We start from the raw sequence: 21,615 nt of genomic DNA, 5'->3' as shown, positions 1-21,615 counted from the left end.
GTGGCAGAAGAAACTATATTCAGCAAAATTATTCGTCGTGAGATTCCGTCAGATATCGTATACCAGGATGAACTGGTCACTGCGTTTCGTGATATTTCCCCTCAGGCACCAACGCATATCCTGATCATTCCTAACATTCTGATCCCAACTGTCAACGATGTGACGGCGGAACATGAACAGGCATTGGGCCGCATGATCACCGTTGCGGCGAAAATTGCTGAGCAGGAAGGCATTGCTGCAGATGGGTACCGCTTAATCATGAACACCAACCGCCACGGGGGGCAGGAGGTGTATCACATTCATATGCACCTGCTGGGTGGACGTGCGCTTGGCCCAATGCTTGCGCATAAAGGTCTGTAAGCATGACCAGAGGATGCATTGCGCTTTCACTGGGTTTGCTGTTGCTGGCGGGTTGTCGAACACATCCTGAAATTCCGGTAAGTGATGAACAGTCGCTGGTGATGGAATCAACGATTCTGGCGGCGGGTATAACAGCAGAACAGCCCACGTTAACCACGTCTGATATTCAGGCCTCGGCATCCTCTCGACTCTATAACGAAAGACAAGAACCCGTTACCGTTCATTATCGGTTTTACTGGTATGACGCCAGAGGGCTGGAAATGCACCCTCTGGAAGCGCCACGCAGTGTGACTGTTCCGGCTCATTCGTCGGTGACGCTGTATGGCAGCGCCAATTATCTGGGGGCGCACAAGGTTAGACTTTATCTTTATTTGTAAGGGGTGAATCTTGATGAACAAAATGAATCGCTACGCACTGATTGCCGCGCTGGCGATGTTTCTCTCTGGCTGTGTGGTGCAACGTGAGCCCGCGCCGGTAGAGGAAGTCAAGCCGGTGCCGGAACAGCCTGCGCAGCCGCAACAGCCGGTTCCGGTTGTGCCAACGGTGCCAACCATAACGCAGCAGCCGGGCCCGATTGAGCACGAGGACCAAACGGCGCAGCCGACGCCACGTCAACGTCATTATGACTGGAATGGGGCGATGCAGCCGATGGTCGGCAAAATGCTGCAGGCCGACGGCGTCAAAGCGGGTGGCGTTCTGCTGGTTGATAGCGTGAATAACCGTACCAACGGCTCGTTGAACGCGGGGGAAGCCACCGAGACCTTGCGTAACGCGCTGGCGAATAACGGTAAGTTTACTCTGGTTTCCGCTCAGCAACTGGCCGTCGCCAAGCAGCAGTTAGGTCTGTCGCCAAACGATAGCCTGGGAACACGCAGTAAAGCGATTGGTATCGCCCGTAACGTTGGTGCGCAGTATGTGCTTTATTCCAGCGCATCTGGCAACGTCAATTCGCCTGCGCTGCAAATGCAATTAATGCTGGTACAAACTGGCGAGATAATCTGGTCAGGTAAAGGTGCCGTTCAGCAACAATAACAGACTCACGCGCGGCGAAGTATTGTCGCGCTATTTCCCGCAGTATCATCCCGTCGCAACCAGCCAAACCGGCCTGAGCGGCGGGAGCTGCATCATTGAACACAGTTCCCACCGACTGGTACTGCGCTGCCATCACGATCCTGACGCGCCGGAATCTCATTTCTTACGCCAATACCATGCGCTAAAACACCTGCCAGAAAGCCTTGCGCCACGTCCTCACTTTTATACGCGTGGGTGGATGGCAGTCGAGTTTTTTCACGGTAAGGTAGAATCCAGATTACCGGACGCCGACGAACTCGCAGGCTTACTGTATCATCTGCACCAGCAACCCCGATTGGGCTGGCGAATTAGCCTGCTTCCGCTACTTGAACAGTACTGGCAGTGTGGCGATCCGGCGCGTCGTACACCATGCTGGCTGCGCGCGCTGAAGCGGCTAAGGAAACGAGGTGAGCCCCGACCTTTGCGCCTGGGGCCGCTGCATATGGATGTTCACGGTGACAACATCGTACGTACAGCCTCAGGGCTGCGGCTGATTGACTGGGAATACGCCGGAGACGGTGATATTGCCCTGGAGCTGGCGGCAGTATGGGTTAGCGATGAATCCCAGCACCAACAGTTGGTTAGCACCTACGCCCAACGAGCGCACATTGAGCCAGACGTTTTGTGGCGACAGGTCAGACAATGGCAACCCTGGATAATGATGCTGAAGGCGGGGTGGTTTGAGTATCGCTGGCGGCAAACCGGCGATCGACAATTTATCAGGCTGGCCGATGAAACCTGGCGGCAGCTAACAATGAAAGGATAAGGAGAGCAGTGTGGGCCCAGTAATGTTGGATGTCGAAGGGTATGAGCTGGACGCTGAAGAGCGTGAGATTCTGGCACATCCGCTGGTAGGTGGGTTGATCCTCTTTACCCGAAATTATCATGACCCGGAACAGCTGCGTGAATTAGTGCGCCAGATCCGGGCTGCGTCACGTAACCATCTGGTGGTGGCGGTAGATCAGGAAGGCGGACGCGTACAGCGTTTTCGTGAAGGCTTTACCCGCCTGCCTGCGGCTCAATCCTTTGCTGCGTTGCACGGTCTGGAAGAGGGCGGCAAACTGGCTCAGGACGCTGGATGGTTGATGGCCAGCGAAATGATCGCGATGGACATTGATATCAGCTTTGCACCCGTGCTGGATGTGGGCCATATCAGCGCGGCAATCGGCGAGCGTTCTTACCATGCCGATCCGCTAAAAGCGCTGGCGATGGCGACCCGCTTCATTGACGGGATGCATACTGCTGGCATGAAAACGACCGGTAAACATTTCCCAGGACATGGGGCGGTGACGGCGGATTCACACAAAGAAACCCCAACCGATCCACGCCCAGAAGCCGAGATTCGTGCGAAAGATATGTCCGTGTTCCAGACGTTGATTACGGAAAACAAACTGGATGCCATTATGCCTGCGCACGTCATCTACAGTGATGTAGATCCGCGTCCGGCGAGTGGTTCACCTCACTGGCTGAAAACGGTGCTGCGCCAGGAGCTTGGCTTCGATGGTGTCATTTTCTCAGACGATTTGTCGATGGAAGGGGCGGCGATTATGGGAAGCTATGCGGAGCGTGGACAGGCATCGCTGGATGCAGGTTGCGATATGATCCTGGTCTGCAATAATCGTAAGGGAGCGGTCAGTGTGTTAGATAATCTGTCGCCGATCAATGCAGAACGTGTTACACGTTTGTATCATAAAGGTTCATTTTCACGTCAGGAACTGATGGACTCGGCACGCTGGAAGACGGTAAGCGCTCAACTTAACCAACTTCATGAGCGCTGGCAGGAAGAGAAAGCAGGTCATTAACGCAAGTTTGGCGAGGATGCGATGATTATCTATTTACACGGTTTTGACTCTAACAGCCCGGGCAACCATGAGAAGGTGTTGCAGCTGCAATTCATCGACCCGGATGTCAGGCTGATTAGCTACAGTACGCGGCATCCTAAACATGATATGCAGCATCTGCTGAAAGAAGTGGACAAAATGCTGCAGCTGAATGTGGATGACCGTCCGCTGATTTGTGGTGTGGGGCTCGGGGGATATTGGGCTGAACGGATTGGTTTCCTGTGTGATATTCGTCAGGTAGTGTTTAATCCCAACCTGTTCCCGTATGAGAACATGGAAGGCAAAATCGACAGACCTGAGGAGTATGCAGACATCGCAACAAAATGCGTGACCAATTTCCGTGAGAAGAATCGCGATCGCTGCCTGGTGATCCTGTCACGTCATGATGAAGCGCTTAACAGTCAGCGTTCGTCGGAAGAGCTGCATCATTTTTACGAGATAGTCTGGGACGAAGAGCAGACGCATAAGTTTAAGAATATCTCTCCGCATTTGCAGCGCATCAAAGCGTTCAAGACGTTAGGTTAATTCTTATTGAGCGTTTAAAAAAACAGCCTCCAGGCTAATGCTCGTCAGTTACGAACGTATGGTGAACATGTGATCCCGGCTCAGGGTTCCGTTCACCTCAGCGGTGTCATTTCTCTGAAGCGCAGATACCTGTGAACGTGCAAGGGAGGCTCACCGCCGCCTCCCTTGCAACCCAGGCTCCCGGCGGGAAAATCGTCGCTGCGCGATTATTCGCCCCATCCCTGGGGCTTACCCCTTCGGGGCCAGCGCAAGCGCTGTTCAAAATTGCTCCCGGCAATTTTGTTATTCGTCTTATGCCGTCTGCCTGTCGGGTCGGGGTCGAGCCTGCGTCCATGCAGGCCGTCCCCTCTGTCCGCATCCTTGCGGACAGACCCGGTCAGCCGTCAATGCCTCATCGATTTTCAGCCGGACCGGGGTCATCGCTTCAACGCACTGACTTCCAGTTAAATCTTTTTTGCTGTTTAAACAAAAAACGCAGATGGTCAGGTGTGGGCTGGTCCGGCTGAAAATTGCCGACGTGTTTCCGTAAGGCCGGGAGAGCCAGCATGGATGCTGGCTCAGGGCGCGCTTTGCAAGGACGCTTCCTCGCGCCCGGCCCGGTAGCCTGGAGGAATAAGCGGAGGGTATTGCGCAGCAACAATTTTCCTGCCGGGAGCCGGGATTGTAAAGGGCGTGGCGGAGAACGCCCTTTACACGTTCACAGGAATCGGTGCTTAAGAGAAATGATGAGCATGAGGTGAACGGAACTCTTTCTCCGAGATAGCATGTTTTTTACCTCGGGCAGCACAGCTTGAAGCTTTCTGAAACTGAGGCGCTAACTGACTGGCATTACAGCCATCGGGCTGTTTTTTTGTTCTTAAAGTTCCGGTTGTCTATCTTTTCAGCATCAAAACTTGATACACATCAATTTTGGTATGACCAATGCACCGTTCGTGTTATTCTCACTCTCGAAGAACATTTTCATTACCGTAACTTGTTGTTAATTAAAGGCTATGCTTATAACCTTTAATTAACAATTGGTTAATAAATTTGAGGGGGTCACGTTGACTACACCATTGAAAAGGATCGTGATTGTCGGCGGCGGTGCTGGCGGACTGGAAATGGCGACGCAGCTGGGTAAAAAACTCGGGCGTAAGAAAAAGGCCAAAATCACACTGGTAGACAGAAACCACAGTCACTTGTGGAAACCGTTACTGCATGAAGTGGCGACGGGTTCACTGGACGAAGGTGTGGATGCGCTGAGTTATCTGGCTCATGCCCGTAACCATGGCTTCCAGTTCCAGTTAGGCTCGGTGGTGGATATCGATCGTGAAGCGAAGACCATTACTCTCGCTGAGCTGCGTGATGAGAAGGGTGAGCTGCTGGTTCCTGAGCGTAAAGTGCCGTATGACACGCTGGTGATGGCGTTGGGCAGTACGTCCAACGATTTCAACACCCCTGGCGTGAAAGAAAACTGCATTTTCCTCGATAACCCGCATCAGGCGCGTCGTTTCCACCAGGAGATGCTGAATCTGTTCCTGAAGTATTCCGCGAATCTGGGCGCTAACGGAAAAGTGAATATCGCCATTGTGGGTGGCGGTGCGACGGGGGTTGAACTCTCCGCTGAGCTGCACAATGCGGTAAAACAACTGCACAGCTATGGTTACAAAGGGCTGACCAACGACGCGCTGAACGTTACGCTGGTCGAAGCCGGTGAGCGTATTCTGCCTGCGTTGCCGCCGCGTATTTCCGGTGCTGCGCATAATGAGTTAACCAAACTGGGCGTACGCGTACTGACCCAGACGATGGTAACCAGCGCTGACGAAGGCGGACTGCACACCAAAGATGGCGAATACATTAAAGCCGATCTGATGGTGTGGGCGGCGGGTATCAAAGCGCCAGACTTTATGAAAGACATTGGCGGTCTGGAAACGAACCGTATTAACCAACTGGTGGTTGAGCCAACTCTGCAGAGCACGCGCGATCCTGACGTGTACGCGATTGGCGACTGCGCTTCCTGCGCCCGTCCGGAAGGCGGTTTTGTGCCTCCGCGCGCTCAGGCTGCACACCAGATGGCGACCTGTGCGATGAACAATATTCTGGCACAGATGAACGGCAAGCCGCTGAAAGCGTATCAGTACAAAGATCACGGCTCTCTGGTCTCGCTCTCTAACTTCTCTACCGTGGGTAGCCTGATGGGCAACCTGACCCGTGGTTCGATGATGGTGGAAGGGCGTATTGCGCGCTTTGTGTACATCTCATTGTACCGCATGCACCAGATTGCTTTGCACGGCTACTTCAAAACCGGCCTGATGATGCTGGTCGGCAGTATCAACCGGGTGATTCGCCCACGTCTGAAACTGCATTAATATCGACTTGTGGCGTCGGATGAGTTTACGCATCCGGCGCCTTCCTTCAGAGTTGTCTGAATCATTCCGCTTTCGCTCCACCTCCCGCTATTTTCATCCGTAATCTGATTGGCATTCCTTACCTTCTGTTGCAAAGTTGTTGCTAATAGCAAAAAAGGAGGAAGTCCCGTGAATAAATCAATGTTGGCGGGTATAGGGATTGGCGTAGCTGCTGCGCTGGGTGTTGCAGCGGTGGCCAGTCTGAACGTTTTCGAGCGTGGCCCACAGTATGCGCAAGTTGTCTCTGCAACACCGATTAAAGAGTCAGTAAAAACACCACGTCAGGAGTGCCGGAACGTAACGGTCACGCACCGTAAGCCGGTACAAGATGAAAACCGTATCGCGGGTTCCGTGCTGGGCGCGGTTGCGGGTGGTGTTATTGGGCATCAGTTTGGTGGTGGACGTGGTAAAGATATTGCCACCGTGGCCGGTGCTTTAGGCGGCGGCTATGCAGGTAACCAGATTCAGGGTTCGATGCAGGAAAACGATACTTACACCACCACGCAGCAACGTTGTAAAACGGTGTATGACAAATCTGAAAAGATGCTGGGCTACGACGTGACGTACAAAATTGGCGATCAGCAGGGGAAAATCCGTATGGATAAGGACCCCGGTGCGCAAATTCCGTTGGATAACAACGGACAGTTGGTACTGAATAACAAAGCGTAAAATAGCATTATCCTGAACATTAGCCCCCCATTCGCTCAGGCTGGGGGGCTTTTTTTATCAGAAGGTTAAGGCGTAGTTCAGACCAAAAGTACGACCCCGGCCCTTGTATTCATACAGTGACGGGCTGCCGTAGGTTGGGCTGTACAGCAGTGGCGCACGTTGTCCCCACAGTGTGGTGTACTCTTCATTCAGCAGGTTTTCCACGCTGAAGGTCAGCTTACCCAACGGGAGCTGATAGCTGCCGATAAAGTCCATGGTGTTATAGCCATCGAGCTTGTTACCGCTGGCGTCGGTCAGATCAAATGTTTGCTGGCTCTGTACGCGCAAGGTCCACGGTTCTGGTGCCCAGCCGACCCACGCGGTTGCTTTGGACGGTGAGGCCAGCGTGACATCCCATTTTTGCCATTTACCGTTCTGCTTCACTTCCGATTTAATGACATTGAAGTTGCCGCCCAGACTCCAGTCCGTATCCGCAATGAAATAATCCACTGCACCTTCAAGGCCATAAATGCGGCGATCGTCGGGCTGAACGTTAATGGTCATATCGCTGCGGTTGATAACGATCGATTTATCCGAAGTCGAGTAGTAAGCGGCCAGTTGCGTGCGCAGACTATCGCCGGTGTAGCGCCACCCCAGTTCGTACGAGTTCACTTTAATCCCTTCCAGACGTGAATCCGCCACGTTGACGCTGCGCTGGAGCTGGTAATGATCGCCAACCAGCGAATAGGTACCGTTACCGTAATATTTCCCTGGGTCCGGAAGCTCCACGCCCTGAGAAAAGTTAAACCACGTTTGCTGACGGTCGGTCAGGTGGGCAAGGATACCGGCGTTGAACAGGAAATTATCATAATCGGTTTTGCCGCCTGGAATGGTATCGGCAGAGTTCGCAAGCCCGGTCGCGATTCCCTGCTGTTGAGCATAGCCAACGAAATCATCAACCCTGTTTTCGGTCCACTGATAGCGCACGCCGCCGCTGAGGGTAAAGATATCGTTAATGTCATAGCTGTTTTGCAGGAAAGGCGCGAAGTTGGTGATGCTGTAACCGGGGTAACGCCCGGTAGTATAAGCTGTACGGTTATCCATACCGCCGGAGGGTAGGGACCAGGCCAGATCGAAGAATTTCTGATTGGAGTCGAAGGTTTCGTGATCGGCATCGACACCCCACGTCAGCTCCCAGTTATCCATCAACTGGCTGTTGAGAGTAATTTTGGCACCAAACTGGTCTGTGTCCTGCTGTGATGCGGAGAAATTGGTGACCTTACCTTTGCTGAGCGTAGGGAAGGGGTAGAATTTCAGTGATTCATCACGGTAATAGATTTGGCTGACCAGGTTCTGGCCATAAAAATCTGCATCTGAATATTGCAGGCTAATAAGATGACGTTCGGTGCCGGGAATACGATCGGAATTCAGTCCGCTGCTGGTGTATGCTTTGCCGTTTCCGGTCACGGCGGACATGTTCTCGCCGAGATCCAGCCCGTAATCGTCATCCCCCTGACTCTTATAGTACTGAGTAACCAGTTGCAACTGACGGTTGTCGTCAAGTTCAATTGTCCCGGTGCCCATGATGTCCAGACGATCGGAGTGCTGTAGCCCGGTTTGGGTGTTATCCAGCAGCAGGGCATCGTGATTACCGTCATACCAGCCGCCAAATCGTTGATACGCGACGGACATACGCCCGGAAGCGCGATCGGTTCCGCCACTCACCGCCGCGGCAACACGTTCATCATGATCGTTGCTATTGTTGAAACCGCTTTTGCTCCCCAGTTCGAGTTCTACTTCACGCTCCGGCTGGCCTTTTTTGGTGACAATGTTGATTAATCCGCCGGTACTGCCACCGCCATAAAGTGAGGTTGCGCCTGAAATGACTTCAATGTGCGCAATATTAAACGGGTCAATGGAGTCAAGTTGACGGCTGTCGGTTCGCGAGGAGTTCAGACGGACGCCGTCAATGAGCACGACAATGGCGCGACCACGCATGTTCATGCCGTAGTTTGTGCGTCCCTGGCTACTAACATCGATTCCTGGGATTAGCTGAGCAAGAACATCCTTGAACTCTTTTCCTCCCTGAACCTGTTGTTCAATCTCGCTTCCTTCAATAACCCAGGTCGTTTGCGCCATTTCTGCCACGGTGCGCTGGCTACGGTTGGCGCTGACTATGAGATTCTCTTCCTCAGCCGCAATGGCCGGAAGGGTTAAAGACAACAGGAGAGGATTGAGCACCCAGAGACGCTTATGCATTTGTATTCCTTTTAAAAAAGAGTCGATCTGTTTTTGTTATGACGGTAAAGAAACCGATGGTTACATTGTGAAACAGGCGTTAAAACAAATGCGAATATTGCTGATAATAATTGTCGTTATCAATACATTTTACAAAAAATGATCGGGTAAGATGATGAAAACAATGAAGAATGTAGGGGTAATGCGTGAAATTCTAACCGGGGGCTTTATCAGCTCCCGGGTTGTGAGTACTGCGGGGGAATTACGGGAAAGGGTTAAGCTTTGACGAGTTCGGGCCACAGACGCAGCGTTGTGTGTGCGATCTGAATCAGTTTTTCAAACGTTGCACCTTCCCGGGCGCTGATCGACATACCTTGTAAAATACAGTTCAGGTATTCGGCCAGTTTTTGCACGTCGCAATGGGCTGGAATTTCGCCTCGTTGCTGGCGCTGGCGAAGAAACTGGGTAAGCGTCTGTTCCTGCATTGCATGGCGGGATTTCACCGTGTGCGCAATATCGCGGGAAGAGGCCGCCAGCGTCGCAGAAGTGTTAATCATGAAACATCCCGCCGGGGTGTCCTTGCTGGTAAAGCAGGTCGCTATGGCGGTGAAATAGTCTTCTAGTGCGGACTCAAGGCTTTTTTCTTCACAAAACAGTTGGGCTTCGTGTTTCGCCGCAAAGCGGGTGATGTAGCGGTCCAGTACGGCACGGAACAACCCTTCTTTATTGGTGAACTCCGCATACAGCGTGGGCGCTTTTGCGCCGGTGGCTTCCACGAGATCGGCGAGTGATGTCGCTTCATATCCGTGCTGCCAGAAGAGTGTCATGGCCTTATCAAGCGCGGCTTCCCTGTCGAACACTTTTGGTCGGCCACGGCTTTTTTTTGCACAACCTGTCGTTTCAGTTGTCATGGCGCCGATGTACCTTTGTTGGGTTTATTGAATAACCATTATAAAAATATTCGACTGCACACTCCAGCGGATTCACGATAAAAATAATTTATAGCTATTAGCATGAAAAATAAGACCTTTATATTTTATATAACGATCATTATAAAAAATGTTGACGTGTGACCTGGATCACATCTATCATTTACCTATCGATCGTTAAGTTAATATTTTCGACACCCATTCATCTGCTAAAGGTCACTATCATGAAAAACGTAAAAACACTGTTTGTCGCTGCTGTTCTTAGCTCACTGTCATTTGCAAGTTTTGCCGCTGTTGAAGTTCAGTCCACTCCTGCGGGTCAAGAGAAAGTCGGTACTATTTCTGCGAATGCGGGGACTAACTTAGGTTCTCTGGAAGATCAACTGGCGCAGAAAGCCGATGAGATGGGTGCTAAGTCTTTCCGTATTACTTCCGTTACCGGTCCTAACACTCTTCACGGAACTGCTGTTATCTACAAATAAGATTTAACCCATCGCAATGCCACTGCGAGTTAAATAAAAAAACCCCGCGGAATAAAATCCAGCGGGGGTTTTTTTATACGCTACGATTACAGCGGTTGTTGAGCAACGTCATGATGACGGGTCACATCGACCGGCATGCCTGAGCGAATCTCCATCGCATGATCCATGACGGCGGTATCTGTTTGCGCCGCATTTTTAAATGTCTGCATGGACGCGTTCAGCACGATCGGCAGCAGTTGCGGATCGTCATTGATTTTTTCGGACAGCGGTTGGTGTACTTCCACCAGGCGCACGCCATTAGGCTCTACGGATGCTTTAATCGGCGTATTGATAATATTGACCTTAGTTCCGGGCGTTACCTGACGGAACAGGGTTTCGATATCACCGTCGCGCAGACGAATACAGCCGGAACTGACACGCATTCCGATGCCAAAATCAGCATTTGTACCGTGCAACAGGTACACGCCGCCGTATGCCGCTAAGCGAATCGCATGATGGCCCATCGGGTTATCCGGACCGGCAGGCACAACGGCAGGCAGGTCAATCCCGTTTGCTTTGTATCGCGCGCGGATATTTGCCGTTGGCGTCCAGGTGGGATTGGCGCGTTTATCAGAGATGGTGGTTACCATCGTAGGCGTCAGCGTGTCACCACCTAACTGGCCAATACCAATAGGATACACGGTCACCGAATTGGTCCCCGGCTGGTAATAATAAAGACGCAGTTCGGCGAGGTTGATAACAATACCTTCGCGCGGGGCGTCAGGTAGCAGAGTTTGTAACGGGATCGTCAAAACGCTGCCCGGACGTGGTACGTAAGGGTCAACGCCAGGGTTGGCCTGCAGTAGCGCGAGAAAGCCGACATTGTACTTTTTCGCAATCGCCTCCAGAGAACCGCCATTGTCTTCAACAAAATGAACGGCATTCTGACCCACCAGACGGCTTCCCGGTGGCGGCAGCGGCCAGGTGTTTGCCTGAGCCGGAAGTGCTAACGCGAATGTCGCTGCAAGCGTAAAAAAGGCGAGCCAGCGAGAGAGTCGTTTATAGTTTAACATCACCATAAATCCATTGTTTTTACGTGGTTTTTATTATGTAAAAGTAAACGAGAATTATGGCTGTTTGCTGTGTCGGGAAGTGCAGGGAAGTGCAAAGAGTTTGTAAATTCATCAGGCCGGGTGAGTGGTGTGCTCACCCGGCCTGTTCGCTATGCTTATGCTACGGCGTTTTCTTCAAGCTGACGCATAAACTGGCGGACCCAGTCGATCCGCGTTTTACGCTCGCTCAACTCCTGCATGAATTTCAGCCGGGTTGGACCGTCCAGACGGAAGTGCTGCGGCTGCTTTTGCAGTAAACCAATCAGCCAGACCGGGTTGACGTGGTTTTTCTCGGCAAATTCAATGGTACCGCCTTTTTCATTGCCTTCGAGCTTTCTGATCCCCAGTTTCTGCGCCTGCTGGCGTAAACGGGCGATATCCAGCAGCGTACGAGCCGGGTCGGGCAGCAAGCCAAAACGGTCTATCAGCTCAACCTTAATTTCTTCCAGTTCGTTTTCGCCTTTCGCACTGGCAATGCGCTTGTAGAACGACAGTCGGGTGTTTACATCCGGGATATAGTCATCCGGCAGCAGAGACGGCATGCGCAGTTCAACTTCGGTTTGCTGGCTGGTGAGATCTTCCAGTGACGGCTCACGCCCTTCTTTGAGCGCATCGACCGCGTTTTCCAGCAGTTCCATATACAGTGAGAAGCCGATGCTTTCCATGGAACCACTCTGATCTTCACCCAGTAATTCCCCGGCGCCGCGAATTTCGAGGTCGTGGGTCGCCAGCGCAAAACCTGCGCCCAAATCTTCCAGCGAGGCGATGGCTTCCAGACGTTTTTGCGCGTCGGTGGTCATTGCTTTCGGATGCGGCGTCAGCAGCCAGGCGTAAGCCTGGTGGTGAGAACGTCCCACACGACCGCGCAGCTGGTGTAATTGCGCTAAACCGAAGTGATCCGCTCGTTCGATGATGATGGTGTTAGCGGTGGGGATGTCGATCCCGGTTTCGATAATGGTGGTACACACCAGCACGTTAAAACGCTGATGGTGGAAATCGTTCATCACGCGTTCCAGTTCGCGCTCGCGCATTTGTCCGTGACCGATACCAATACGCGCTTCCGGCACCAGTTCAGCCAGCCTGTCAGCGGTTTTCTGGATGTTTTCGACGTCGTTAAACAGATAATAAACTTGTCCCCCGCGCAGAACTTCACGCAGGATCGCCTCGCGTACCACCAGGTTGTCGTATTCGCGCACGAAGGTTTTGACCGCCAGACGACGAGCGGGTGGTGTGGCGATAATCGACAGATCGCGCATGCCGCTCATTGCCATATTGAGCGTACGTGGAATAGGCGTTGCCGTCAGGGTCAGAATATCGACATCTGCGCGCATCGCCTTGATGCGTTCTTTGTGGCGAACGCCGAAACGGTGCTCTTCATCGACAATCAGCAGACCCAGATCTTTTAACTTCACATCCGCTTGCAGCAGTTTGTGCGTGCCGATGAGAATATCAATTTTTCCCTCGGCAACTTGCTCCAGAATCTGCGCTTGCTCTTTGGCGCTACGGAAACGGGACAACATCTCAATGCGTACCGGCCAGTTGGCAAAGCGGTCGCGGAAGTTGTCGAAGTGCTGCTGTGCGAGCAGGGTGGTCGGCACCAGCACGGCAACCTGCTTGTGGTTCTCTACGGCGAGAAAGGCCGCGCGCATCGCGACTTCGGTTTTACCAAAGCCGACGTCGCCGCACACCAGGCGGTCCATGGCCAGCGGTTGACACATATCGCTGAGTACCGCGTTAATCGCCTGCGCCTGGTCAGGCGTGGTTTCAAACGGGAAGCTGTCGCAAAACAGCTGGTACTGTTCACGGTCATGCTTAAAGGCAAAGCCTTCTTTCGCCGCGCGCTGGGCATAAATATCCAGCAGCTCTGCCGCAACATCGCGCACCTTCTCAGCGGCTTTCTGTCGGGCGCGTGACCAGGCATCGCCGCCAAGTTTATGCAGCGGCGCATTCTCTTCCGCGCCACCGGCATAGCGGCTGATCAGATGCAGTGACGACACCGGCACGTACAGTTTGGCGTCGTTGGCATAAGTGAGCATCAGGTATTCACCGGTGATGCCGCCCGCTTCCAGCGTGGTCATACCGGCATAACGACCCACGCCGTGCTCCAGATGCACCACCGGTTGACCGGGATGCAGCTCTGCGAGGTTACGAATTAACGTATCCGGGTTGATGGTGCGACGAGAATCCTGGCGGCGGCGCGCCACGCGTTCCCCAAGCAAATCGCTTTCACAAATCAGCGCCAGATTGCGTTTGCTATCGATGAAGCCGTGCTCAGCTGCGCCAATCATCAGATAACGACCGTTATCTACGGCTTCATCGAGTCGCAATATCCGCTTCGGCGCCACTTTGATACGGGCGAGCAGTTCGCCAAGCGCTTCACGGCGGCCTTCACTTTCCACCGAGAAAATTACCGGACCGGTGAAGCCTTCAAGGAATTTACGTAACGCATCTAACGGCGCTTTTTGCTGCGCCTGAACGGCAATATCCGGCAGCTTCTGGAACCCGAGGTTGGTATTTGCTGCTTTGTTCGCCAGACTCTCGGTTTTCAGTTGAACGCGCGGCCAGCGTTTAAGTTCAGAAAACAGCTCATCAACCCGCAGCCACAGCGATTCCGGCGGCAGAAGCGGGCGCATCGGATCAACACCGCGATTTTCAAAGCGTGACAGGGTATCGGCCTGGAAGCGTTCTGCGCTGGTCTCGATATCACCGGTATTCACCAATAATGTATTGGAGGGGAAGTAGCTGAACAGCGGCGGCAGCGGCTCGCTGAAAAACAGCGGTTGCCAGTATTCAATACCCGCAGGTAACGTGCCTTTGCTGACCTGCTGGTAAATATGTTCGGCGTCGCGTTTCACCTCAAAGGTATCGCGCCACTGGCTACGGAATAGCTCGATGGCCGTTTTGTCAGTCGGGAATTCGTGCGCGGGAAGCAAATTAATGGCATCGACTTCTTCCAGCGTGCGCTGGGTGTCGGTATCAAACAGACGCAGGCTGTCGATTTCGTCATCAAAGAAATCCAGACGATAAGGCAACTCGCTGCCCATCGGGAACAAATCCAACAACGCGCCGCGGGTGGCGTATTCGCCGTGTTCCATGACCTGATCAACATGGCGATAGCCCGCACTGTCCAGCTGTTCACGCAGAGCGTCACGTGAAAGTTGCTGGCCCTTTTTCATGACCAGCGCATGGCCGTGCAGATAGCTGTGCGGACAAACGCGCTGCATCAGTGTATTTACCGGAACGATCAGCACGCCGCGCTGCATGGCAGGCAGTTGATACAGCGTGGAGAGCCGCGAGGAGATAATCTCCTGATGGGGAGAAAAGCTGTCGTAGGGTAGCGTTTCCCAGTCGGCCAGGTTCATCACCATCTGGTCGGTAAACTGACGAATTTCATCATGCAGACGCAGCGCATTTTGCATGTCCGGCGCGATCAGGACCACTGGACCCGCGTGATGTTCGGCGATTTCGGCGACCAGCGTTGCGCAGGCTGCACCGGTAAGCTCACCTAACTGGCGCTGATCGCCAGCTTTCGCCGGGAGCGTATAACGATGTTGTTCAGGCATTCGGTTGTTAGGATCTCGTTTAGATATACATCTGATAAGCAATGTTCTTTATTATCCGTGATCGTTTCTCATAAGCAAATTGATTCGCCCCCTGATGGGGGCAAAAAGCGCGTAGGGGTTAGCGCGAGACAGCCGATAAAGAAGGCGGGGAAAAGAGCAGATCGGCCACTGTTTTTTGTGAAATTTTACGTACCAACAGGCCAAACAAGGTGCACAGCAGCAGGCAGGCGAACGGATACACCAGCAGCAGGGCCAGCTCCGCATAGGCAGGCCAGGCGGTATAATTGATTTTAGGGATTAGCGTTAAGCTGAACAGCTCAACCAGAATACGATGGGTGGTGTAGATGGCAATGGTATTGGCACCAATCACGCTTAACGGGCCGGACTCACGCATACCAAAGCGCAGCTCAAATTGATAAAACAGCTTCATGATCAGCACAATGGAAAGCAGAGAAAGTAATAGTGAGACATTTGCCAGCCACGCGACGACGGCGGCGATTGCGCTAACCAGAACAATGACCGCATGGCGGCGCAGAGGCACCTCCTTGATCCATACCATCAGCGTTGCGCCAAACCATGCACCGAGGCTGTACCAGGGCAGATTGCGAATCACGCTGTTCATTCCCCACCACGGCGTCGGGACAAAATTGATCGCCACGCTCAGCACCACAAATAACGCCAACAGCGGCGCCGCCCAGCGGCTGAAAATCTTACACAGAACAAAATAGACAATCAGCGCATACAGATACCACAAGCTGGTGCTGGCGGTCAGCATTCCGTGGGTAAAACCTGTGATCGAATCGGCATAAGCGGCGTTGGCGGCATGGCTCAGATCGCGCTGTGGGGCCAACCAGTTATTGAGCGCGACTAACGCCAGCCATTGCACCACACCCCAAAGTACCAGCACCCAGGCAATGCTCCAGATCCGTTTTTCCACGCAGGTTGTCCACGGGACGCTATCAATGTAGCGACGGATCAGATATCCCGAAATAAAGAAAAACACCGGCATGCGAAATGGCGCCAGGTACAAATTGAGGTAAATCCAGCATTTGCTCAGCAGCTCTGAAAGCGGATGCTGAAAAGTAGTAAGGTGCGGGTAAAATGTGATTACCGAGTGGTAAATCACCACCAGACAAATACATAACCCTTTGATTTGATTAATCCATAGTTCTTTTTTCTTCATCGAGACGGCGTATCCATATTGTTGGCTATAGCCTGCCATCCTGCGCAACCCACTGTGCGCTGTAATGCGTAACTGTCTGCATTTTGTTTTTTTAAGATAAAGATCAGGGACCCGGGCTGAAGGGAAGAGGGACAACTTTAGCGAATTGATTTATTTATACTTTTAGGAATAGTGCTGACGAACACTTACGGTTCAGTCATTTACCCATTCCGCTTTCGCTTATATACTCGTGACTTTGCTAACAGCAACCAGACGGATTTCATGTACCAACCTGTCGCTCTATTCATCGGCCTGCGTTATATGCGTGGGCGTGCAGCAGATCGCTTCGGTCGCTTCGTTTCCTGGCTCTCCACCATAGGCATTACTCTCGGGGTAATGGCGCTGGTCACGGTGTTGTCGGTGATGAACGGTTTCGAGCGCGAGCTGCAAAACAATATTCTTGGCCTGATGCCTCAGGCCGTACTCTCGTCTGAACAGGGTTCCCTCAACCCGCAACAACTGCCGGAAAAAGCGGTGGTGTTGAACGGCGTCAACCGCGTTGCACCCATAACTACGGGAGATGTGGTGCTGCAAAGCGCGCGTAGCGTGGCGGTCGGCGTGATGCTCGGTATCGATCCGGCACAAAAAGATCCGTTAACGCCGTATCTGGTCAATGTGAAGCAAACAGATCTGCAACCGGGTAAGTATAATGTCATCCTCGGCGAGCAGCTTGCCGGGCAGTTGGGCGTGAACCGTGGCGATCAAATCCGTGTGATGGTGCCCTCGGCCAGCCAGTTTACGCCGATGGGGCGTTTGCCGAGCCAGCGTTTGTTTACGGTGATTGGCACTTTCGCCGCCAACAGCGAAGTCGATGGCTACCAGATGCTGACCAACATTCAGGATGCCTCGCGTCTGATGCGCTATCCGGTGGGTAATATCACTGGCTGGCGTCTGTGGCTGAACGAACCGTTAAAAGTTGACACGCTGAGCCAGCAAACGCTGCCGCAAGGCACCAAATGGCAGGACTGGCGCGAGCGCAAAGGGGAACTGTTCCAGGCCGTGCGCATGGAAAAGAACATGATGGGGCTGCTGCTTAGCCTGATCGTGGCGGTGGCGGCTTTTAATATTATTACCTCGCTGGGTCTGATGGTAATGGAGAAGCAAGGGGAAGTGGCGATTTTACAAACGCAGGGGCTAACGCCGCGGCAGATAATGATGGTGTTTATGGTTCAGGGGGCCAGTGCCGGGGTGATTGGCGCGCTGCTGGGCGCTGTACTGGGTGCATTGCTCGCCAGCCAACTGAACAATCTGATGCCAATTATTGGTGTGCTGCTGGATGGCGCTGCGCTGCCGGTCGCTATCGAGCCGCTGCAGGTTATCGTCATTGCGCTGGTGGCGATGGCCATCGCGCTGCTGTCTACGCTTTATCCTTCCTGGCGCGCTGCCGCCACTCAACCCGCTGAGGCTTTACGTTATGAATAAGATCCTGTTGCAATGCGACAACCTGTGCAAACGCTATCAGGAAGGCACTGTGCAGACCGATGTACTGCACGATGTCAGTTTTTGCGTCGGTGAAGGTGAGATGATGGCGATTGTCGGTAGCTCCGGCTCCGGCAAGAGTACGCTGCTGCATCTGTTAGGTGGGTTGGATACCCCGACTTCCGGCGACGTCATTTTTAGCGGTCAGCCAATGAGCAAGCTCTCGTCGGCGGCGAAAGCGGAACTGCGTAATCAGAAGCTGGGCTTTATATACCAGTTCCACCATTTGCTGCCGGATTTTACCGCGCTGGAAAACGTAGCGATGCCGCTGCTGATCGGCAAGAAAAAACCGGCAGAAATCACCGAGCGCGCACGGGATATGCTGAAAGCAGTAGGGCTGGATCATCGTGCCAGTCATCGCCCGTCTGAACTGTCTGGCGGCGAACGCCAGCGTGTGGCCATCGCGCGTGCGCTGGTGAATAACCCGCGCCTGGTCCTGGCAGATGAGCCAACAGGTAACCTGGATGCGCGTAACGCGGACAGCATTTTTGAGCTTCTGGGCGAGCTGAACCGCTCTCAGGGCACGGCATTTCTGGTGGTGACGCACGATCTGCAACTGGCGAAGCGGATGAGTCGCCAGCTTGAAATGCGCGATGGTCGCCTGACGGCTGAACTGAGCCTGATGGGAGCTGAGTAATGGCTTCGCCTTTATCGTTATTGATTGGTCTGCGCTTTAGCCGTGGTCGGCGTCGCGGCGGTATGGTTTCTTTGATTTCGGTGATATCTACCGTTGGCATCGCGTTGGGTGTGGCGGTGCTGATCGTCGGTTTAAGTGCCATGAACGGATTTGAGCGTGAGCTGAACAACCGTATTCTGGCCGTAGTCCCACACGGAGAGATTGAAGCCGTAAATCAACCGTGGAATAACTGGCAGGAAGCGCTCGACAAGGTACAAAAAGTGCCGGGTATTGTCGCCGCGGCGCCTTATATCAACTTTACCGGACTGGTGGAGAGCGGGGCGAACTTACGCGCGGTGCAGGTGAAGGGCGTTGACCCGAAACAGGAACAGCGTTTAAGCGCGCTGCCATCCTTTGTGCAAAACCACGCCTGGGATAATTTTAAAGCCGGTGAACAACAAATCATCATTGGTAAGGGTATTGCCGATGCGCTGAAGGTGAAGCAGGGCGACTGGGTGTCGATTATGATCCCTAACGCCAGTGCGGATCATAAGCTACAGCAGCCTAAACGCGTGCGTTTGCACGTGACGGGGATCCTGCAACTGAGCGGTCAGCTCGATCACAGCTTTGCCATGATCCCAATGGAAGATGCGCAGCAATATCTCGATATGGGAACCAGCGTTTCCGGGATCGCGCTGAAGGTTAACGACGTGTTTAACGCCAATAAGCTGGTGCGAGACGCGGGTGAAGTCACCAATAACTATGTTTACATCAAGAGCTGGATTGGCACCTACGGCTATATGTACCGCGATATTCAAATGATCCGCGCCATTATGTATCTGGCTATGGTGCTGGTGATTGGCGTGGCCTGTTTTAATATCGTTTCCACGTTAGTGATGGCGGTAAAAGACAAAAGTGGCGATATTGCGGTATTAAGAACACTCGGGGCGAAAGATGGGTTGATCCGTGCCATTTTTGTCTGGTACGGCCTGCTGGCGGGTCTGTTCGGTAGCCTGATAGGCGTCGTCATCGGGGTGGTTGTCTCGTTGCAACTGACGCCGATCATAAACGGGATTGAGGCGCTTATCGGCCATCAGTTCCTGTCCGGCGATATCTATTTCATTGACTTCCTGCCATCGGAATTACACTGGCTGGATGTGATTTACGTGCTGGTGACAGCACTCGTGCTGAGTCTTTTGGCAAGTTGGTATCCGGCGCGTCGCGCCAGCAATATTGATCCTGCGAGAGTACTTAGCGGCCAATAACAACAATAATACACGACAGCATTCATGCTGCATCAAGGCGTAGCCAACGCAGAGGCATCTTGAAGGATGACGTGTATCAAGGAGCGGTGATGTATTACGGATTTGACATCGGCGGGACCAAAATTGCGCTGGGCGTGTTTGATAAGCAACGTCGTCTGCAATGGGAAACTCGCGTTCCTACGCCTCGCGACAGCTACGACGCTTTCCTTGATGCGGTCTGCAATCTGGTGACGGAAGCGGATCAGCGGTTTGGCATCAAAGGTTCGGTAGGCATCGGCATTCCAGGCATGCCGGAAACCGAAGACGGCACGCTGTACGCGGCCAACGTTCCTGCCGCCAGTGGCAAACCGCTCCGCGCCGATCTCAGCGCTCGCCTTGACCGCGATGTGCGTCTGGATAACGATGCGAACTGTTTTGCTCTCTCCGAAGCCTGGGATGACGAGTTCACCCAGTATCCGCTGGTGATGGGGTTGATCCTCGGTACGGGCGTCGGCGGCGGCCTGGTGCTTAACGGGAAATCCATCACCGGACGCAGCTATATCACCGGTGAGTTTGGTCATATTCGTTTGCCGGTCGATGCGCTGACGCTGATGGGCTTTGATTTCCCGCTGCGCCGCTGCGGATGCGGTCAACTGGGATGCATCGAAAGTTATCTTTCCGGCGGTGGATTTGCGTGGTTGTATCAGCATTACTACCATCAACCGCTGGATGCCCGCGAAATTATCGCGCTGTGGGAGCAGGGTGATGAGCACGCGCTGGCCCACGTTGAACGCTATCTGGATTTGCTGGCGGTGTGTCTTGGGAATATCCTGACTATCGTCGATCCTGATTTGGTGGTGATTGGCGGAGGCTTGTCGAATTTTACCGCTATTACGACGCAACTGGCGAACCGATTGCCGCGTCATCTGCTGCCGGTTGCCCGGGTACCGCGTATTGAGCAGGCACGGCACGGTGATGCCGGCGGGATGCGCGGGGCTGCTTTCCTACATCTTACCGATTAATACAAAGAGGTTGTTATGCTGTCGCGTCGGGGTCATCGGTTAAGCCGCTTTCGTAAAAATAAACGCCATTTGCGCGATCGCCTGCGTCAACGAATCTTTTTCAGAGACAGAGTGGTGCCTGAATTGATGGAAAAACCAAGAGTGCTGGTACTGACTGGAGCGGGAATCTCCGCTGAGTCAGGAATTCGAACATTCCGCGCGGCGGATGGTCTCTGGGAAGAACATCGGGTAGAGGACGTTGCGACTCCGGAAGGATTTAGTCGAAACCCGGAACTGGTTCAGTCGTTTTATAACGCCCGTCGCCATCAGTTGCAACAGCCGGAAATCCAGCCCAACGCGGCGCATATCGCACTGGCAAAACTCGAAGCCGAGTTGGGCGATCGTTTTTTACTGGTGACGCAGAACATTGATAATCTGCATGAGCGTGCGGGCAGCCAGAACGTTATCCATATGCACGGCGAGTTGCTCAAAGTTCGCTGTTCGCAAAGCGGGCAGATTCTGGAATGGACGGGCGATGTGACCCCGGAAGATAAATGTCATTGCTGCCAGTTTCCGGCACCGCTGCGACCACACGTAGTGTGGTTTGGTGAAATGCCGCTGGGTATGGATGAAATTTATATGGCACTGGCAATGGCAGATGTGTTCATTGCGATTGGCACATCGGGACATGTTTATCCGGCAGCGGGTTTTGTGCATGAGGCGCGGCTGCATGGGGCACATACGGTAGAACTAAACCTCGAACCGAGCCAGGTAGGCAGCGAGTTTGAAGAGAAGTATTACGGTCCGGCAAGCCAGGTAGTGCCTGAGTTTGTTGAGAAGTTATTGAAAGGGCTGTGATTTTTTTTGCCGGATGGCGGTAAATGCCTTATCCGGCCTACGGTTTGCATTTATGTAGGC

The 21,615-nt window shown here is 53.2% G+C and carries 19 protein-coding genes; 14 read left to right on the top strand and 5 right to left on the bottom strand.

What is annotated here, in order from left to right:
• The 8 genes from hinT (at position 1) to OGY06_RS05425 (ending at position 6,853) form a co-directional block, all read left to right on the top strand.
• Positions 1 to 360 (top strand): purine nucleoside phosphoramidase, encoded by a 360-nt coding sequence (gene hinT, locus OGY06_RS05460; RefSeq protein WP_003030826.1) that lies wholly within the window; start codon positions 1 to 3, stop codon positions 358 to 360.
• A gap of 2 nt (positions 361 to 362) precedes the next feature.
• Positions 363 to 737: a YcfL family putative periplasmic lipoprotein gene (locus tag OGY06_RS05455; protein WP_079937935.1), complete on the top strand. Its 375-nt coding sequence runs from the start codon at positions 363 to 365 to the stop codon at positions 735 to 737.
• Between the two features lie 13 nt (positions 738 to 750).
• On the top strand, positions 751 to 1,392 hold the full coding sequence (gene lpoB, locus OGY06_RS05450) for a penicillin-binding protein activator LpoB (protein WP_286604895.1): 642 nt from the start codon (positions 751 to 753) through the stop codon (positions 1,390 to 1,392).
• Entirely contained in the window at positions 1,373 to 2,197 is an 825-nt protein-coding gene (thiK, locus tag OGY06_RS05445; protein WP_063941451.1) for a thiamine kinase, read from the top strand. The genes lpoB and thiK overlap by 20 nt, the downstream gene beginning before the upstream one ends.
• A 10-nt stretch (positions 2,198 to 2,207) precedes the next feature.
• Positions 2,208 to 3,233 carry a beta-N-acetylhexosaminidase gene (nagZ, locus tag OGY06_RS05440; RefSeq protein ID WP_003832260.1) on the top strand — a complete coding sequence of 342 codons (1,026 nt, stop codon included), beginning with the start codon at positions 2,208 to 2,210 and terminating at the stop codon, positions 3,231 to 3,233.
• A 21-nt stretch (positions 3,234 to 3,254) separates the two neighbouring features.
• The gene (gene ycfP, locus OGY06_RS05435; RefSeq protein WP_003030817.1) at positions 3,255 to 3,797 is read left to right on the top strand and encodes an alpha/beta hydrolase YcfP; all 543 of its coding nucleotides are present in this window, start codon (positions 3,255 to 3,257) and stop codon (positions 3,795 to 3,797) included.
• A 1,043-nt stretch (positions 3,798 to 4,840) separates the two neighbouring features.
• Complete coding sequence (gene ndh / locus OGY06_RS05430; protein WP_003832263.1) at positions 4,841 to 6,145, top strand: NADH-quinone dehydrogenase; 1,305 nt, start codon at positions 4,841 to 4,843, stop codon at positions 6,143 to 6,145.
• Between the two features lie 168 nt (positions 6,146 to 6,313).
• Positions 6,314 to 6,853: a glycine zipper 2TM domain-containing protein gene (locus tag OGY06_RS05425; protein ID WP_003030814.1), complete on the top strand. Its 540-nt coding sequence runs from the start codon at positions 6,314 to 6,316 to the stop codon at positions 6,851 to 6,853.
• 57 nt (positions 6,854 to 6,910) lie between these two features.
• On the opposite strand, the gene OGY06_RS05420 is transcribed toward OGY06_RS05425, so the two are convergent.
• Together OGY06_RS05420 and comR are read right to left on the bottom strand one after the other, a co-directional pair.
• On the bottom strand, positions 6,911 to 9,091 hold the full coding sequence (locus OGY06_RS05420) for a TonB-dependent siderophore receptor (protein ID WP_286604893.1): 2,181 nt from the start codon (positions 9,089 to 9,091) through the stop codon (positions 6,911 to 6,913).
• Between the two features lie 254 nt (positions 9,092 to 9,345).
• Entirely contained in the window at positions 9,346 to 9,981 is a 636-nt protein-coding gene (gene comR, locus OGY06_RS05415) for a TetR family copper-responsive transcriptional repressor ComR (RefSeq protein ID WP_286604891.1), read from the bottom strand.
• 242 nt (positions 9,982 to 10,223) lie between these two features.
• Here comR and bhsA point away from each other — a divergent pair, with 242 nt between their 5' ends.
• Complete coding sequence (gene bhsA / locus OGY06_RS05410; protein ID WP_003030810.1) at positions 10,224 to 10,481, top strand: multiple stress resistance protein BhsA; 258 nt, start codon at positions 10,224 to 10,226, stop codon at positions 10,479 to 10,481.
• Between the two features lie 86 nt (positions 10,482 to 10,567).
• Here the strand turns inward: bhsA and ldtC are convergent, their stop codons facing one another.
• The 3 genes from ldtC to OGY06_RS05395 form a co-directional block, all read right to left on the bottom strand.
• Positions 10,568 to 11,533 (bottom strand): L,D-transpeptidase LdtC, encoded by a 966-nt coding sequence (gene ldtC / locus OGY06_RS05405; RefSeq protein ID WP_286604889.1) that lies wholly within the window; start codon positions 11,531 to 11,533, stop codon positions 10,568 to 10,570.
• 155 nt (positions 11,534 to 11,688) lie between these two features.
• Positions 11,689 to 15,135, bottom strand: a complete 3,447-nt coding sequence (mfd, locus tag OGY06_RS05400) for a transcription-repair coupling factor (protein ID WP_218667493.1) — start codon at positions 15,133 to 15,135, stop codon at positions 11,689 to 11,691.
• Positions 15,136 to 15,253: 118 nt separating this feature from the next.
• Positions 15,254 to 16,318, bottom strand: coding sequence for an acyltransferase family protein (locus OGY06_RS05395; protein ID WP_003832275.1), 1,065 nt, complete (start codon positions 16,316 to 16,318; stop codon positions 15,254 to 15,256).
• A 261-nt stretch (positions 16,319 to 16,579) separates the two neighbouring features.
• Between OGY06_RS05395 and lolC the strand changes: the two genes are divergently transcribed.
• The 5 genes from lolC (at position 16,580) to cobB (ending at position 21,555) form a co-directional block, all read left to right on the top strand.
• On the top strand, positions 16,580 to 17,779 hold the full coding sequence (lolC, locus tag OGY06_RS05390) for a lipoprotein-releasing ABC transporter permease subunit LolC (protein ID WP_032934420.1): 1,200 nt from the start codon (positions 16,580 to 16,582) through the stop codon (positions 17,777 to 17,779).
• On the top strand, positions 17,772 to 18,473 hold the full coding sequence (gene lolD, locus OGY06_RS05385; protein ID WP_003832278.1) for a lipoprotein-releasing ABC transporter ATP-binding protein LolD: 702 nt from the start codon (positions 17,772 to 17,774) through the stop codon (positions 18,471 to 18,473). The genes lolC and lolD overlap by 8 nt, the downstream gene beginning before the upstream one ends.
• Positions 18,473 to 19,717 carry a lipoprotein-releasing ABC transporter permease subunit LolE gene (lolE, locus tag OGY06_RS05380; protein ID WP_003030804.1) on the top strand — a complete coding sequence of 415 codons (1,245 nt, stop codon included), beginning with the start codon at positions 18,473 to 18,475 and terminating at the stop codon, positions 19,715 to 19,717. The genes lolD and lolE overlap by 1 nt, the downstream gene beginning before the upstream one ends.
• 89 nt (positions 19,718 to 19,806) lie before the next feature.
• A complete protein-coding gene (nagK, locus tag OGY06_RS05375; protein ID WP_003832280.1) occupies positions 19,807 to 20,718 on the top strand; it encodes an N-acetylglucosamine kinase in 912 nt (303 codons plus the stop codon).
• 15 nt (positions 20,719 to 20,733) lie between these two features.
• Positions 20,734 to 21,555, top strand: a complete 822-nt coding sequence (cobB, locus tag OGY06_RS05370) for a Sir2 family NAD+-dependent deacetylase (RefSeq protein ID WP_003832281.1) — start codon at positions 20,734 to 20,736, stop codon at positions 21,553 to 21,555.
• Positions 21,556 to 21,615 lie beyond the last annotated feature (60 nt).

This window comes from Citrobacter sp. Cpo147, assembly GCF_030332405.1.
In the GTDB taxonomy this organism is placed as follows: domain Bacteria; phylum Pseudomonadota; class Gammaproteobacteria; order Enterobacterales; family Enterobacteriaceae; genus Citrobacter; species Citrobacter portucalensis.
This window is presented reverse-complemented; position numbering and strand designations above follow the sequence as displayed.